General features: G+C 71.3%; 11 protein-coding genes and 1 rRNA gene. 3 read left to right on the top strand and 9 right to left on the bottom strand.

Translation table 11 applies throughout. The features are described 5' to 3' along the window. Positions 1-12: 12 nt before the first annotated feature. A complete protein-coding gene (secA, locus tag IF61_RS0127605; protein ID WP_030369249.1) occupies positions 13-2,829 on the bottom strand; it encodes a preprotein translocase subunit SecA in 2,817 nt (938 codons plus the stop codon). Between the two features lie 234 nt (positions 2,830-3,063). On the opposite strand from secA, the gene IF61_RS0127600 reads away from it, so the two are divergent. Then, entirely contained in the window at positions 3,064-3,654 is a 591-nt protein-coding gene (locus IF61_RS0127600) for a GNAT family N-acetyltransferase (RefSeq protein WP_030369248.1), read from the top strand. Positions 3,655-3,699: 45 nt separating this feature from the next. Next, positions 3,700-4,899 (top strand): winged helix-turn-helix domain-containing protein, encoded by a 1,200-nt coding sequence (locus tag IF61_RS0127595; RefSeq protein WP_052393114.1) that lies wholly within the window; start codon positions 3,700-3,702, stop codon positions 4,897-4,899. Positions 4,900-5,002: 103 nt separating this feature from the next. Here IF61_RS0127595 and IF61_RS0127590 read toward each other — a convergent pair whose 3' ends face one another. The 7 genes from IF61_RS0127590 to mtnA all read right to left on the bottom strand — a co-directional run bounded on the left by IF61_RS0127590 (position 5,003) and on the right by mtnA (position 13,751). Further along, positions 5,003-5,746, bottom strand: coding sequence for a response regulator (locus tag IF61_RS0127590; protein ID WP_030369246.1), 744 nt, complete (start codon positions 5,744-5,746; stop codon positions 5,003-5,005). A gap of 258 nt (positions 5,747-6,004) precedes the next feature. After that, entirely contained in the window at positions 6,005-6,694 is a 690-nt protein-coding gene (hpf, locus tag IF61_RS0127585; RefSeq protein ID WP_030369245.1) for a ribosome hibernation-promoting factor, HPF/YfiA family, read from the bottom strand. A 316-nt stretch (positions 6,695-7,010) separates the two neighbouring features. Then, positions 7,011-7,763, bottom strand: coding sequence for a ComF family protein (locus IF61_RS35540; RefSeq protein WP_030369244.1), 753 nt, complete (start codon positions 7,761-7,763; stop codon positions 7,011-7,013). A 126-nt stretch (positions 7,764-7,889) separates the two neighbouring features. Further along, complete coding sequence (locus IF61_RS0127575) at positions 7,890-9,731, bottom strand: LpqB family beta-propeller domain-containing protein (protein ID WP_030369243.1); 1,842 nt, start codon at positions 9,729-9,731, stop codon at positions 7,890-7,892. Then, complete coding sequence (gene mtrB, locus IF61_RS0127570; protein ID WP_078660549.1) at positions 9,721-11,775, bottom strand: MtrAB system histidine kinase MtrB; 2,055 nt, start codon at positions 11,773-11,775, stop codon at positions 9,721-9,723. The genes IF61_RS0127575 and mtrB overlap by 11 nt, the downstream gene beginning before the upstream one ends. 1 nt (position 11,776) lies before the next feature. Next, positions 11,777-12,454 (bottom strand): two-component system response regulator MtrA, encoded by a 678-nt coding sequence (gene mtrA, locus IF61_RS0127565; RefSeq protein ID WP_030369241.1) that lies wholly within the window; start codon positions 12,452-12,454, stop codon positions 11,777-11,779. Between the two features lie 142 nt (positions 12,455-12,596). Beyond that, the gene (mtnA, locus tag IF61_RS0127560; protein WP_030369240.1) at positions 12,597-13,751 is read right to left on the bottom strand and encodes an S-methyl-5-thioribose-1-phosphate isomerase; all 1,155 of its coding nucleotides are present in this window, start codon (positions 13,749-13,751) and stop codon (positions 12,597-12,599) included. Positions 13,752-13,940: 189 nt separating this feature from the next. On the opposite strand from mtnA, the gene IF61_RS0127555 reads away from it, so the two are divergent. Further along, positions 13,941-15,194 (top strand): DUF7847 domain-containing protein, encoded by a 1,254-nt coding sequence (locus IF61_RS0127555; protein ID WP_043191025.1) that lies wholly within the window; start codon positions 13,941-13,943, stop codon positions 15,192-15,194. 150 nt (positions 15,195-15,344) lie between these two features. Here the strand turns inward: IF61_RS0127555 and rrf are convergent. Continuing rightward, positions 15,345-15,461: ribosomal RNA gene (gene rrf, locus IF61_RS0127550) — 5S ribosomal RNA — on the bottom strand. Positions 15,462-15,521: the final 60 nt, after the last annotated feature.

Here is a 15,521-nt window from a genome sequence, read left to right as displayed (position 1 = left end):
CCTACAACGGGTTTACTTCTTACGGCGCCGCCCACCGCTGTTCTTCTGCGCCTTGCGGCGCTCGGCGCGGGTCATGCCGTCCGCGGCGGAGCGGAACTCGCCCGTGTCGTCGCTCGCGTAGTCCGTCTCGATCGTGCCGCCCGCACCGTCCACCGTCGGCGCGGAGAAGTGCAGCCGGTCCGGCCGCTGCGGCTGCGCGAGGCCCTTCGCGCGGATCTCGGGACGGGCGGCGGGGATGGTGTCCTGCACCTTGTCCAGGGACGGCGCGGTCTCCTCGACCGGCACCTCCTCCAGCTGCTGGTCGACCTGGACCTCCAGGTTGAACAGGTAGCCGACGGACTCCTCCTTGATGCCCTCCATCATGGCCTGGAACATGTCGAAGCCCTCGCGCTGGTACTCCACCAGCGGGTCCTTCTGGGCCATGGCCCGCAGGCCGATGCCCTCCTGGAGGTAGTCCATCTCGTAGAGGTGCTCGCGCCACTTGCGGTCGAGCACCGACAGGACCACGCGCCGCTCCAGCTCGCGCATGATGTCGGAGCCCAGCTGTTCCTCGCGCGCCGCGTACTGCTCGTTGATGTCGTCCTTGATGGACTCGGCGATGAACTCGGCCGTGATGCCCGCGCGGTCGCCCGCCGCCTCCTCCAGCTCGTCGATGGTGACCTTCACGGGGTAGAGCTGCTTGAAGGCGCCCCACAGCCGCTCCAGGTCCCACTCCTCGGCGAAGCCCTCGACGGTCTCCTGGCGGATGTAGTCGTCGATGGTGTCGTTCATGAAGTGCTGGATCTGCTCCTGCAGATCCTCGCCCTCCAGGACGCGGCGGCGCTCGCCGTAGATGACCTCGCGCTGGCGGTTGAGCACCTCGTCGTACTTCAGGACGTTCTTACGCGTCTCGAAGTTCTGCTGCTCGACCTGCGACTGCGCCGAGGCGATGGCCCGGGTGACCATCTTGTTCTCGATCGGCACGTCGTCGGGAACGTTGGCCATGGCCATCACGCGCTCGACCATCTGGGCCTTGAACAGACGCATCAGGTCGTCGCCCAGCGACAGGTAGAAGCGGGACTCGCCCGGGTCGCCCTGACGGCCGGAACGGCCGCGGAGCTGGTTGTCGATGCGGCGCGACTCGTGGCGCTCCGTGCCGAGCACGTACAGGCCGCCGAGGTCCTTGACCTCCTCGAACTCGGCCTTGACCGCGGCCTCGGCCCGCTCCAGGGCGCCGGGCAGCGCGGCCGCCCACTCCTCGACGTGCTCCACCGGGTCGAGACCCCTCTGGCGCAGCTCCGCCTCGGCGAGGTCGTCCGGGTTTCCGCCCAGCTTGATGTCCGTACCGCGGCCGGCCATGTTCGTGGCGACGGTGACGGCGCCCTTGCGGCCGGCCTGCGCGACGATCGAGGCCTCGCGCTCGTGGTGCTTGGCGTTGAGGACCTCGTGCTGGATGCCGCGCTTGGCGAGCTGCTGCGAGAGGTACTCGGACTTCTCCACGGAAGTGGTGCCGACCAGGATCGGCTGCCCCTTCTCGTGCTTCTCGGCGATGTCCTTGACCACGGCGTCGAACTTGGCGACCTCGGTGCGGTAGATGAGGTCGGACTGGTCCTTGCGGACCATCGGCCGGTTGGTCGGGATCGGCACCACGCCGAGCTTGTAGATCTGGTGGAACTCGGCGGCCTCGGTCATGGCCGTACCGGTCATGCCGGACAGCTTGTTGTAGAGGCGGAAGAAGTTCTGGAGGGTGATCGTGGCGAGCGTCTGGTTCTCGTCCTTGATGTCCACCCCCTCCTTCGCCTCGATGGCCTGGTGCATGCCCTCGTTGTACCGGCGGCCGGCGAGGATACGGCCCGTGTGCTCGTCGACGATCATGACTTCGCCGTCCATGACGACGTAGTCCTTGTCCTTCTTGAACAGTTCCTTCGCCTTGATGGCGTTGTTCAGATAGCCGACGAGGGGGGTGTTGACCGACTCGTAGAGGTTGTCGATGCCCAGCCAGTCCTCGACCTTGCTCACGCCGGCCTCGTGGATGGCGACCGTGCGCTTCTTCTCGTCGACCTCGTAGTCGCCGGTCTCCTCGACGCCCTTCTGCGGGTTGGCCGGCTCGCCCTTCGTCAGGCGGGTGACCAGCTTGGCGAAGTCGCCGTACCACTTGGTGGCCTGGTCGGCCGGGCCCGAGATGATGAGCGGCGTACGAGCCTCGTCGACGAGGATCGAGTCGACCTCGTCGACCACGGCGAAGTTGTGCCCGCGCTGGACCAGCTCGTCCTGCGACCACGCCATGTTGTCGCGCAGGTAGTCGAAGCCGAACTCGTTGTTCGTGCCGTACGTGATGTCGCAGCCGTACTGCTCGCGGCGCTGCGCCGGCGTCATGTTCGCCAGGATGCAGCCGACGGTCAGGCCCAGGAACTTGTGCACCCGGCCCATCAGCTCGGAGTCGCGCTCGGCCAGGTAGTCGTTGACGGTGATCAGGTGGACGCCCTCGCCCGAGAGGGCGTTCAGATACGCCGGGAGGGTGCCGACGAGGGTCTTGCCCTCACCGGTCTTCATCTCGGCCACGTACCCCAGGTGCAGGGCGGCACCGCCCATGAGCTGGACGTCGTAGTGACGCTGGCCGAGGACGCGCTTGGCCGCCTCGCGGACGGTCGCGAACGCCTCGGGGAGCAGGTCGTCCAGGCTCTCACCGTCGGCATAGCGCTGCTTGTACTCGTCGGTCAGGGCGCGCAGCTCGGCGTCGGAGAGGTTGAGGAAGTCCTCTTCGATGGAATTGACCTGGTCCGCGATGCGGTGCAGCTTGCGCAGGATCTTGCCTTCTCCTGCACGCATGATCTTGCCGAAGACGGACACGTAGGCTAGCTCCTTGCCGGTCGGGCCTGGCACCGGTTCTCCCCCGCCGTGGGCAGGGGGCGGGTACGCGGGCACGACGGGACAGTCCCCGCCGCAACGGCCATCGTAAGCGAGGACCCCGCCGCGCCGGGAGGTCCGTCATCACCCGGGCCGGGTGTCACCCGCGGTGTCACCCGTCCATGGAACGAGCGAACCGTCCCGGAGGTGCCCCGCCCGGGTTCCTACACTCCGCCCATGGAGCCCACGAGCCTCACCACCGAGCGCCTGCTGCTGCGCCCCTTCACCACCTCGGACGCGGCCGCGCTGCACGCCGCCTGCCAGGACCCGGACATCCCGCGGTACACGAGCGTGCCCTCTCCCTACACCCCTAAGGACGCCCGGGCCTTCATCGGCGAGACCTGCCCGGCCGGATGGCGCGACGACACCGTCTACACGTGGGGCGTATTCACCCGTGAGGAGGGCCGGCTGACGGGCTCCATGAGCCTGGCGCGGCTCCCGCAGCCCTCCCGCGAACACCAGGCCGAGCTCGGCTACTGGACCGCCAAGGAGCAGCGCGGCCGCGGGTACACCGCCGAAGCCGCCCGCGAGGCGGCCCGGTGGGCCTTCGGGCGCCTCGGCGTCGAACGCCTGGAGTGGTACGCGGAGGCCGGCAACGAGGGCTCCCGCGCCGTGGCCCTCAAGGCCGGCTTCACGATGGAGGGCACCCTGCGATCGAAGATCGCTCACGCGGGCACGCGCCGCGACGCGTGGGTCGGCTCCCTGCTCCCCTCCGACCTCGGACTGCCCTCCGCCGCCCCCTACCTGCCCTTTCCCGGGCGCGGCTGACCGGCTCCGGAGGCGTTGTCAGTGCCCCCGCCTAAGGTGATCGGCATGACAACTGCCGCCTCCGCCAAGGCCCGTAAGCCCGGCGCCCGCACGCCGGAGCACCACCTGTCGGCCGATGACGCCCGCCGGCTGGCCCTGCGCGCCCAGGGCCTGCTCGGCGCCCCGGACCGGCGGGCGGGGACGCGCGGCGTGCTGCGCCGGCTGGGGGCCGTCCAGCTGGACACGATCTCGGTGCTCGCCCGCTCGCACGAGCTGGTGCCGTACGCACGGCTGGGCGCCGTCGGGCGGGGCACGGTCGAGGCGGCCTACTGGTCGGGGGACCACGCCTTCGAGTACTGGTCGCACGCCGCGTGCATCCTGCCCGTCGAGGAGTGGCCGCTGTTCGCCTTCCGGCGCCGGGCCTTCCAGGCCCGCGGCCACCGCTGGCACGTGATGGAGGACGCCGAGCGCTCGTGCGCCGCCGTCCGCGACCGGCTGAAGGCCGAGGGCCCGCTGACGGCCACGGAGCTGGGCGGCGCCAAGAACGGCGGCGAGTGGTACGACTGGTCCGAGACGAAGATCGCGGTGGAGTGGCTGCTGGACACCGGCGAGGTGGTCTGCACCCGCCGGCGCGGCTGGAAGCGCGTGTACGACCTGGCCGAGCGCGCCGTCCCGGACGGCCTCTTCCACGACGACCTGGACGACGCCGCGTGCACCCGGCGCCTGGTAGCGCAGGCCGGTGCCGCGATGGGCGTGGCGACGAGGGCTGACCTCGCCGACTACCACCGCCTCAAGGGCGAGCAGGTGGACGCCGTCATCGAGGAGACCGGCCTGGTGCCGGTCGAGGTGGAGGGCTGGTCCAAGCCCGCCTGGGCCGACCCGGCGGCCCTGGCGACGCCGCCGCGCGGCCGGCACCGCACGACGCTGCTGTCGCCCTTCGACTCGCTGGTGTGGGACCGCCCCCGCACCGAGCGGATCTTCGGCTTCACCCACCGCCTGGAGGCGTACGTGCCGAAGACCAAACGCATACATGGCTACTTCGCGATGCCCCTGCTGGCCGGAGGCCGGCTGCTGGGCCGCGTGGACCCGGCGCGCGACGGCAGCACCCTGGTGGCCCGGCAGGTCTCCCTCGACGGGCCCAAGGCCGTGGAGCCCATGGCCCGGGCCCTGCAGGAGGCGGCGGAGTGGGTGGGCTGCCACGCCGTACGCATCGAGCGCTGCGACGACGCGAAGCTGGCGGCGGAGCTGGTGAAGGCCCTGGCCTGACCCGACCGGCCCCACCGGCCTCCGGCTACCGCTACGGCTGCGGCCGCCCGCTGCTTCCGGCTGCCGCTACGGCTGCGGCCGCTGCTTCTGACCGCGGCCGCGGCTAGCGGATCTCCAGGATCTTCTCCCGCATCGCGTACACCACCGCCTCCATCCTGGAGTGCAGCTGCAGCTTCTCCAGGATGTTCCGCACGTGGTTCTTGACGGTGTTCTCGGAGATGAACAACTCCTTGGCGATGTCGCGGTTGTTCATCCCCGTGGCCACCAGCTTGAGGACCTCCAGCTCACGGTCGGTCAGCCGGGGCGCCGGCACCAGCCGCCGCTCGTCCGTGCGCTGGATCATCGACTTGAACTCGGTGAGGAGCTTGGAGGCCATCGAGGGGCTGATCTGCGACTGCCCGTCCGCCACCGCCCGGATCGCCGTCGCGACCTCGTCGGTGGAGATCTCCTTGAGGAGATAGCCGGTGGCCCCGGCCTTGATGGCGTCGTAGAGATCGGCCTCCTCATCGCTGATCGTCAGCATGATGATCTTCGCGCTGGGGGCCACCTCCTTGATGGAGGTGCAGGCCTCGATGCCACCGCGCTTGGGCATGCGGACGTCCATCAGCACGATGTCGGGCAGCAGATCCGCGGCCTTGTCCACGGCCTCCGCGCCGTCCCCGGCCTCACCGACGACCTGGATGTCCTCCTCCTGGGCCAGGACGATCTCCAGACCCCGGCGGAAGAGCGCGTGGTCGTCCACGACCAGGACCCGGATGGGCTCCTCGCGCGCCACGCCCCTGTCCGTGCAGGAGCCTTCGTCGTCGTCCTCGCCGGGCTCGAGTACGGGCCCGAACCTGTCCGCCATTGTTCCTCCCCCTGAAGACCCCTGAAGGCCCAGAGCCCCTCGCGGTTGCACTGTGCTGCGTGCTGTGCCGCCCAACCGGTTCCCCGGTGCCGGTGGTTGGCTGCCGGGGTCATGATTTCATGCCGGGACGCCGGGCAGCGCGTTCCCCGGGTACCTGCCGTCGCACGCCGGTGCCCCGGGAGCGCGGGGGCGCGCTCCGAGGGCACCTGGCTTCGGGTGGACTACGGCGTGGGACGCGGGAGGCCGGGGCCTCCCGATTCAGCCGCCCAGCTCCCCGCCCGCACCACCGGGCTCTCCTTCGAAGAGCGGGTCGGAATTGAGGTGGATGACGCCGTAGTCGTAGGCGTGCCGCCGGTAGACGACACTCGGTTGCTTGGTGTCGGAGTCGACGAACAGGTAGAAGTCGTGCCCGACCAGCTCCATTTCGTAGAGCGCCTGGTCGAGGCTCATGGGCGCTGCGGAGTGGGTCTTCTCGCGGACCACCACGGGGCCTTCTCCCCGGATCTCCAGGGATCCCATGCGGGTGACCGGCACTCCGTCCGACGCCTGCTCGGCGGCGAGTTCACCGCTGTCGGTGAGCTCGGCGGCGCCGATGACGGTCGATGCGACATCGCTCGCGGGAATGCGGCCGTTGCCCCGCCGGGTGTGGCGCTTGTCGTTCTCCTTGCGAAGTCGTGCTTCGAGCTTGCTGGTGGCCAGGTCCAGTGCGACGTACGGATCGGTTGCTGCGGCCTCCGCGCGGATCACCGGGCCACGGGAACGCACCGTGATCTCCACCCGGTCGGAGCGGTCGGCCTGCCTGGGGTTGGGCTCCTTGGACACCTCGACGTCGAGGCTGATCACCTTGCCGTCGAGCTTCTGGATCTTGTCCAGCTTCAGCTTCTCGGCCACGTGCTTGCGGAAGCGCTCGGGCACCTCGGTCTTGCGGCCTTTGACGACGATGTCCACGCAGAACTCCGTTCCCGGATCGCCCCGCCGAAGGTGCGGAGCGCATCCCTCTTGCATCAGACTCCGGGGATACCCGGAGCCACCGACTTGGCGGTTTTCACCTCCTCCTCCCCCATCGGCAAGGTCTGCACCCCATCGACTTCAAGCTTCCGCGAAAGCGCGCAAAGCGCGCCATTCGGAAATGCGAGGCATAGCCCCTGCCATTCCTCACAACCGAACATATCTCGCTCGGACGCCTGTCGGTAGCCCCTACCGGGGCGTACCTCCATTCAGGTGTTTCCCTGCCGTTACCATCAGCAACGAATGACATTGCCCTTCAGTTCCGGTTCTTTTCGGCCGAGAGCGGGGGAACTCCGGACGCGGCCACGACGGCGGCGCCCAGCACGCGCCCGCCCGCGAGCGAGACGGCACGGGCCGCCTCGGTCAGCGAGGCCCCGGTGGTCATCAGGTCGTCTACCAGCACCACCGACCCTTCGCGCATCAACAGCCTCTCTGTTCCCATACGTACCCCTAGTGCACCGGCGACATTCGCTCTGCGCTGCCGGGCGCCGAGCCCGGCCTGATCGGCGACGATCCTGCACTGCCGCAGCACGGCCGCCACGGCGACCGGAAGCCCGCCCGCACGAAGCGCCCGCGCGGCGCCGAGAGCGAGCCGCCGGCCGGCGTCGTGACCCCGGGCGGCGACGGCACGGCGGGCGGAGGGGACGGGAACGAGCAGCAAGGGCCTTTCACCGGTCTCCAGGGCCCCTCCCCCGCCCCGCCGGCCACCGCCCGGGCCACTGGCCGCGGAGCGCACCGCATCCGCCAGGGCGGCCCCCAGCGGCCCCGCCAGCCCCAGCGCCCCACGTTCCTTGTGTGCGAGCAGCGCCGACCGCACCGGGCCCTCGTACCGCGCGGCGGCGTGGACCGGTGGCAGCCCGGCCGGCTCAGGATCCGGCCTGACGCGCCACGCGCCGCCCCCGCCGAGCGCCGCCCGGCACACCTCGCACAGCACGGACCGCGGCCGCCCGCACCCCGCGCACTCGCCCGGAAGCACCAGCCCGGCGATCTCCTGCCACCACCCGCGCACAGATCCACTGTCCCGCCGGCGACGGCACCCCGCCACCCCTGTGGAAAACTCTCGGCGCGGCCCCGCGGAACACCCCTGGCGCACCCCGGCGGCCCGCGCCCGCGCCGCCCCGGCGCGGGCCGCCCGCTACCCCGGATAGACCGGCGCGGAGCCTTCCTTGGTCACCAGCTTCCAGTTGCTGTCCGGCAGCAGCCGGACGATCCCGCCGTCCCGCTCCGCCACCAGCGCCGGCGCCTTGGCCGCACTCTCCGACGCCGCGACGCCGCGCACTCCCGTGATCCCGGGCAGCGCGGAGGCGTTCGACAGCGAGCCGTCCGTGTCGACGTACTGCAGCTGCTGCAGCCCGCCCTGCTCGTTCCCCGCGACCAGCAGCCGGCTCCCGCCCGCCCACGACACCGCGTCGACCTGCTCCAACCGCGGCGCCACGGAGCGCAGTTCCTGCACCGACAGGCTCAGCCGCCCGGCGCTCACGCGCCGCTCGACCCGGCCCAGCTTCAGGCTCGTACGGTCGCCCTTGGTCACCAGCAGCGCGACCCGCACCCCGTCGGCCGCGACCCGCAGCCCGGTGATGCGCCCGTCGAGCCGCGGCACCTGGACCTCCTCCGGGCTGCCCGTGCCGCCCGGCAGCCGCAGCAGCCGCGGCCGGTCCGGGTCCTGGTCGGCGACCCACAGATCACCGAGGCCGTCCCAACTGGGAGCCGTCAGACCCGACTTCACGCCGCCGCGCGCGGTCACCCGCGGATCGCCCAGCGACGCGCCGGCCTCCATGCCCGTGACGTACAGCGCCTGGCCGTTGTTCGCCACGCCCGCGGCGCGCTGCTCCTTCCGGTCCACGGCGACCGAGCGCAGTTGCAGGGCGTTGTCGGACCCGAAGGGCCCCGGCACCCGGCGCGGTTCCTCGTCGCCGTCGGCCAGGCTCACCATCCGGTGCTGCGCGTCCACGAAGTACTGCTGGTCGGCGCCGCGGCCGGCGACCTGGTCGGGGGCGTACTTGCGCGCGTCCTCCCGGGCCAGCGAGCACAGCTGCGAGCCGTTCTCCCGCTGCAGCACCACCTGGGAGACCTTCGCCGACTGGTCCTGCACGGTGTAGAGGAGCTGCGCGGCCATGCGCCGGCACTGCTCCTGGTTGGTGCCCGCGGCCTTCCCGTTGAGGCGGATCTTCAGGGCGTTGGAGTCGTCCACGGAGAGCCGCTGGTCCACGACCTTGGTGCCGGTCGGGAAGGCCGTCGCGGCCACCGGGTCCAGCCAGTTGGTCGGCCCGTCCAGCACGGCGTTGACCGTGGAGGTCACGGGGTCTATGCGCTTGCGGAGGTAGACGGGGTCGGCGACGAGGATCTCCCGGCCCTTGCCCGGGGCGGACGTGCCCAGCTCCGCGAAGTAGTACTTGTTGACGGAGCGGTAGATGCGCTGGAAGTCGGCGACGCCGAGCACCAGCCCGGACGGCAGCGCGTCGATGCGCCACTCGCCGCGCTCGCGCGCGACGTGGATCCGCTCCTTGTACGTGGCCTCTTCCGGCTTGTAGGCGTGCTTGGGGTCGATCCTGGCGACCTGCTTGCCGATCAGGGTGACGACGTAGTCCTGATCCCGGTCGTCGGCGCGCTCCACGTGCACCTGCGGGGGTTCCGCGAGCACCACCGTGTCACCACCGGCCGGGTCCCACTCCCGCTGCTTGCTCTTGGCCAGGTACATGCGGGCCGTGCCGTAGTCCGGGTCGTCGCTGGTGATGGCCTCCAGGAAGCCCGTCACCAGCTCCTGCGGGCGCTCGCCCTTGTGCGGCGCCACGCCGTAGACCCGCACCTGCGAGTCCGCATCGGCGCGCTGCGACGAGTCGACCGGCCGCACCTCACCGCTGTCGGGCATCGAGGCGCACCCGGCCAGCAGCGCGCCGCTGACGACGAGCGCGCCGAACCCGGCGGTCCGCCGGCGCGAGCCGAGCGCCCGCCGGCGCCGATTGCGTTCAGCGCCCACGCGCCCGCCCTTCGCGTTCTCCCGCACGTTCCTCCGCGGCACCGGCCGCGGGCTTGCCACCGTCCTGCGCATGGCCCTGCCCGCCCGCCCGGGCAACCACGCGGGCGCCGCTGCCCGGCAGCGCCGCCGGGTCCACGGCGGGCACGTTCTTCGCCTGCGGCGGTACGGGCGTCAGGCCGCTGCCCTGCGGCGGCACGCCTCCGGACCGGCCGGTGACGGCCAGCGGCACCCCGGCGTCGTTCAGCCCGCGGTTGCGCCGCGAGTCCTCCGGCTCCAGCGGGATCGGCGATCCGCGCAGCGTGTCGCCCGCGGCGGCGGGCAGGGTCAGCCGGAACTGCGAGCCGCCGCCCGGCTCGCCCCACGCCTGCAGCCAGCCGCCGTGCAGGCGCGCGTCCTCGACGGCGATCGACAGGCCCAGGCCCGTACCGCCGGTGGTGCGGGCGCGCGCGGGGTCGGCACGCCAGAAGCGGTTGAACACGCGCGTCGCCTCGCCGGGCTTGAGCCCCACGCCGTAGTCCCGTACGGCGACCGCGACCGCGCCGCCGGCCGTCGCCAGCCGGACGATCACGTCCCGGCCCTCGCCGTGCTCCACGGCGTTGACCACGAGGTTGCGCAGCACGCGCTCCACGCGCCGCGAGTCGGCCTCCGCCGTCACGGGCTGCTCCGCGCCCCGGACCAGCAGCCGGCTGCCCTTGCGGTCGGCAAGCGGCAAAGCACCCTCGATCACCCGGTTCACGACGTCCCGCAGGTCGACCGGCTCGGCCTCCAGGGCCGCGGCGCCCGCGTCGAAACGGCTGATCTCCAGCAGGTCGGCCAGCAGCGACTCGAAACGGTCGACCTGCCCGTACAACAGCTCCGCCGAGCGCGCGGTGACCGGGTCGAAGTCCTCACGGGCCTCGTGGATGACCTCGGCGGCCATGCGGACGGTCGTCAGCGGCGTCCGCAGCTCGTGCGAGACGTCCGAGACGAACCGGCGCTGCATCCGCGACAGCTGCTCCAGCTGCTGGATCTTGACCTGGAGGTTCTGCGCCATCTTGTTGAAGGCTTCACCGAGACGGGCGATGTCGTCCTCGCCCGTGACCTTCATACGTTCCTGCAGCACGCCCGCCGCGAGCCGCTCGGAGATGCTGGCGGCCATCCGCACGGGAGTGACGATCTGCCGCACCACGAGCCAGGCGATGGCCCCGAGCAGCACGACCACGAACACCCCGGCGGTCGCGAGCGTGCCCCTGACCAGGCCCAGCGACTTCTCCTCCTGGGTGTACGGGAAGAGGTAGTACAGCTGGTACGCCTTGCCGTTGGGGTCGTACATGCGCTTGCCGACGACCAGCGCGGGCTCGCCCTCGTCGGAGGAGTTGTGCTTGACCGACGCGGACTTCCACAGCGCCCCGGTCTTGGTGTCCAGCTGTTTCCGCAGGTCGGCGGGGATGCTGGCCTCGGGGTCGATGTCACCGGAGGCACGCGGGCCGCGCGCGCCGGCGGACGACACGTCGCCGTAGCCCGGATCGCCGTACGCGAGGTCGCCGCCCCCGGAGCTGAGCGCCACCACGTGGTAGACGCCCTGCCCGCCGCTGGACAGCTGCTGCACCTGCGCCGTCAGCCAGGCACCGGGATCGGTGCCGCTGCGGCTGCCCGACTGGGCGTCCTGCCCGCGGGTGTCGCCCGCGGCGTCGGCGGCGTCCCGCGCGGCCTTGAAACCGCCCTCGGCCTGGCTCAGCGACGCGTGCCGCTTGGCCTCCAGCAGGCCGTTGCGGACCTGCCCGATGACGACCACGCCGAGCAGCAGCACCACGCCCACCGACATCAGCAGCGTCGTGGCGACCACGCGCAGCTGGATGTTGCGCCGCCACAGCCGCATCGCGGGCAGCAGCGGCCGCCGCACCCAGCGCACGTACAGCCTCAGCAGCGGGTGGACCGGCCCCGCGGCCGCGCCGTCGGACAGCATCTGCCCGGCCCGCCACAACCGCCGGAAGAGGGATATGCCGCCCGCCGTCTCGACGGGCCGCCCCACGCCCCGCTCCGGGGCGGCACCGTTGCCCGACATGTCAGCTCGGCCCGGCCTTGTAACCCACACCACGGACGGTCACCACGATCTCCGGCCGCTCCGGGTCCTTCTCGACCTTGGAGCGCAGCCGCTGCACGTGCACGTTGACGAGGCGGGTGTCGGCCGCGTGACGGTAGCCCCAGACCTGCTCCAGGAGCACCTCGCGGGTGAAGACCTGCCACGGCTTGCGGGCGAGCGCGACCAGCAGGTCGAACTCGAGCGGCGTCAGCGCGATCGAGTGACCGTCGCGCTTGACCGAGTGCCCGGCCACGTCGATGACCAGGTCACCTATCCCCAGCTGCTCCGGTGCGGGCTCCTCCGACCGGCGCAGGCGGGCGCGGATCCGCGCCACCAGCTCCTTCGGCTTGAACGGCTTGACGATGTAGTCATCCGCCCCCGACTCCAGGCCGACGACCACGTCGACCGTGTCGCTCTTCGCGGTCAGCATCACGATCGGCACACCGGACTCGGCGCGGATGAGCCGGCACACCTCAATGCCGTCCCGGCCGGGCAGCATCAGGTCGAGCAGCACGAGATCGGGCTTTACCTCACGAAAAGCAGCAAGTGCCTTGTCGCCGTCCGCAACGAACGACGGCTCGAAACCCTCACCACGCAGCACAATGCCGAGCATCTCGGCCAGTGCGGTGTCGTCGTCGACGACAAGGACGCGTCCCTTCATATCGACATCATCCCATTTTCGCATCCGGTCCATAGAGCCGGGTGACGGAGCTCACCTGGCGCGACTGACACACTCCGGTGTGTCCCGTTGACCTGAGACCCCGATCGCATTCGTCGCCAGGGGTGGACAGTACACGTGCGGATCAGCCCGGCTCACTCCCGGATACCTGCTGCGGCCCGGCACAGAGCTCCGCCAGGCCGGACCGGGTCACCGGCGACACCACGCCGTTCTCCGTGACGATCGCGGTCACCAGCTCCGGCGGTGTGACATCGAACGCGGGGTTGTACGCTTGCGCACCCAGCGGGGCCACCGGCACGCCCGTGCCCGGCTCCGCGCCTGCCCCCGGAGGCACGACCGTAAACTCCGTCACCTCGTGCCCCGCGCGCTGCTCCACCTCGATCTCCGAGCCCGCGGGCGTCGAAAGGTCCACAGTGCTCACGGGGGCCACGACCACGAACGGCACGTGGTGGTAGCGGGCCAGCACCGCCAGCGGATAGCTGCCCACCTTGTTCGCCACGGAGCCGTCGGCGGCTATCCGGTCCGCACCGATCAGCACCGCGTCCACCTCCCCCGAGGCGAACAGCGACCCCGCCGCGTTGTCGGTGAGCAGCGTGTACGCCATACCGGCGCGAGCCGCCTCGTACGCGGTGAGCCGCGCCCCCTGCAGCAGCGGACGCGTCTCGTCCACCCACAGGCGTCTCAGCCGCCCCGCGCGGTGCGCCGCCCCCGCGACAGCGAAGGCCGTGCCCTCGCCGCCGGAGACCAGCGCCCCGGTGTTGCAGTGCGTGAGCACCCGGAAGCCGCCGCCGGGCACGAGCTCCGCCAGCAGGGCCAGTCCGTGCTCCGCCATCCGCGCGCTGGCCTCGGCGTCCTCACGGTGCAGAGCGCGGGCCTCGGCAAGGCCGGCCGCGGCGGCATGCCCGGAGCCCAGCCGCTCGCCGAGGGCCTTCTCGTACGCCGCCCGGGCGCGCTGCACCCCGTAGGCGAGGTTCACGGCCGTGGGGCGCGCGTGGGCGAGCAGGTCGGCGGATTCCGCGACGTCGAAGCCGCGTACGGCCGCCAGCGCCACCCCGTACGCTCCGGCGATCCCCAGCAGCGGCGCTCCGCGCACGGCGAGCGTACGGATCGCGTCGACCAGCGCCGGTACGTCCGTGCACACCAGCTCGACCTCCTCCGCGGGAAGCCTCCGCTGGTCCAGGACCACGAGCACGGGCCCCTCCGGCCGCTCCTCCCATCTCAGCGAGGGAACGGAGCCGGGCTCGACGGACGCCATGGATGCCGCGAACTGATCAGCCATCTGTCCAGTCTGGCCCGGACGCCCGGGCAGGGAAAGGTTGCCTGCGGATTCCTCCCCCGTACGAGCTGACGGGCCCCACCGGGCGCCTCCGCGCCCCGCGGGACGTTGAAGACCCCGTGACACGATTACTGGCAGCCGCTCGCCGCCGCACCGGCGGACGGGCGGGCACCGAGAAGGAGCGAGACGCACATGACTGACTCTCCGGGCCGGACCTCGCCCGGATCCTCCCCGTCCGAAGAGACCGACAAGGCCGCCGAGGCCGCCGAGGCCGCTCAGGAGGGGCGCCCCGCACAGTGGGCACAGGAACAGCCGCCGCCGGGTGACTGGTCGACCTCCGCCCAGGGCCCGCCGCGGCAGCGCCGGGGCACGGGCGAGAGAGCCCGCGCGCAGACGGGCCCGGGACCGGGCCACGGGGGCGCGGGCGGAGTGCCGGGGCAGCCGGGGCCACAGGCGGGCCGGCAGCAGCCGGGGCGCCCGCAGTGGGGACGGCCGCAGGCGCCGCAGCCCGGTGTGATCCCGCTGCGCCCGCTGCAGGCCGGCGAGATCGTGGAGGGCGCGGTCCGCACGATGCGCATCCACTGGCGCGCTGTCCTCGGTATTTCGCTGACGGTCGCGGTCGGCACGCAGGTCGTGGCGACGATGGTCGACCGGCTGTGGGACCAGGGGACGCCCGAGCTCGACCCGCTCGGCGGAGCAACTCCGGAGACCCCTCAGGAGCTGGTCGGGGCCATAGGCAACGGCTTGGGCGGGATCGGCGTGGCCTGGCTGCTCAGCCTGATCGGTTCCATCACGGCGGCGGCCCTCCTGACGGTGATCGTCAGCCGCGCAGTGCTGGGCCGCCCGGTCACCGCCCGGGAGGCGTGGCGGAGCGCAAGGCCGCAGCTGGGCCGGATGGCAGGCCTGATGGTCCTGGTGCCGATGCTGCTGATCGGTGTGTTCGCTGCCGGTATCGTCTGGGGGCTCCTCGTGGCGGCAGCGGGGGCGGAGCAGGCGGGAATGTCGCTGACGGCCCTGGGCGGGCTGGCGGCGATGGTCGTGGCCACCTGGCTGTGGATCCGGTACAGCCTCGCCGCGCCGGCGCTGATGCTGGAGAAGCAGGGTGTCGCGGCAGCGATGCAGCGGTCGGCGAAGCTGGTGCGCGGGTCGTGGTGGCGCGTCTTCGGCATCCAGCTCATCTCGATCCTGATCACGGCGCTGGTCGGTTTGATGGCGCAGGCCATTGTTCTCGTCTTCGACGTCTTCATCCACGGCGGCGGCGGGCAGTCAGTGGCCGATGCGACCGATTGGGCGTCGCTGATCGAGGTCGGTATTGCGGCGGTGGTCAGCTCGGCTCTTACGCTGCCGGTGTCTGCCGGCATGACAGCCCTGCTGTACATGGACCAGCGCATTCGGCGTGAGTCTCTTGATGTCGAGCTCGCGCGGTCGGCGAGCGAGGGCAAGTAAGAGCGTTTGTTCTGTACGGCTGTTCGGGCGTTCGGCTGCTTCCCGGGGAAGGGAAGCAGCCGAACGCGCCGCGGAAATTAATCGTCGTTGCAGGAACGCAAAAAAGCCTCAGGCCCGGGATAAATATCCCAGGCCTGAGGCTGAATAATTGTTCGGCGGCGTCCTACTCTCCCACACGGTCCCCCATGCAGTACCATCGGCGCTGAAAGGCTTAGCTTCCGGGTTCGAAATGTAACCGGGCGTTTCCCTAACGCTATGACCACCGAAACACTATGAAGATATGAACCGCCGCACCCCGCAGGGGGCGTGTTCGTTACTTCAGAACTA

The sequence above is a fragment of the Streptomyces roseoverticillatus genome, from assembly GCF_000719265.1.
Classification (GTDB): Bacteria; Actinomycetota; Actinomycetes; order Streptomycetales; family Streptomycetaceae; genus Streptomyces; species Streptomyces roseoverticillatus.
This window is presented reverse-complemented; position numbering and strand designations above follow the sequence as displayed.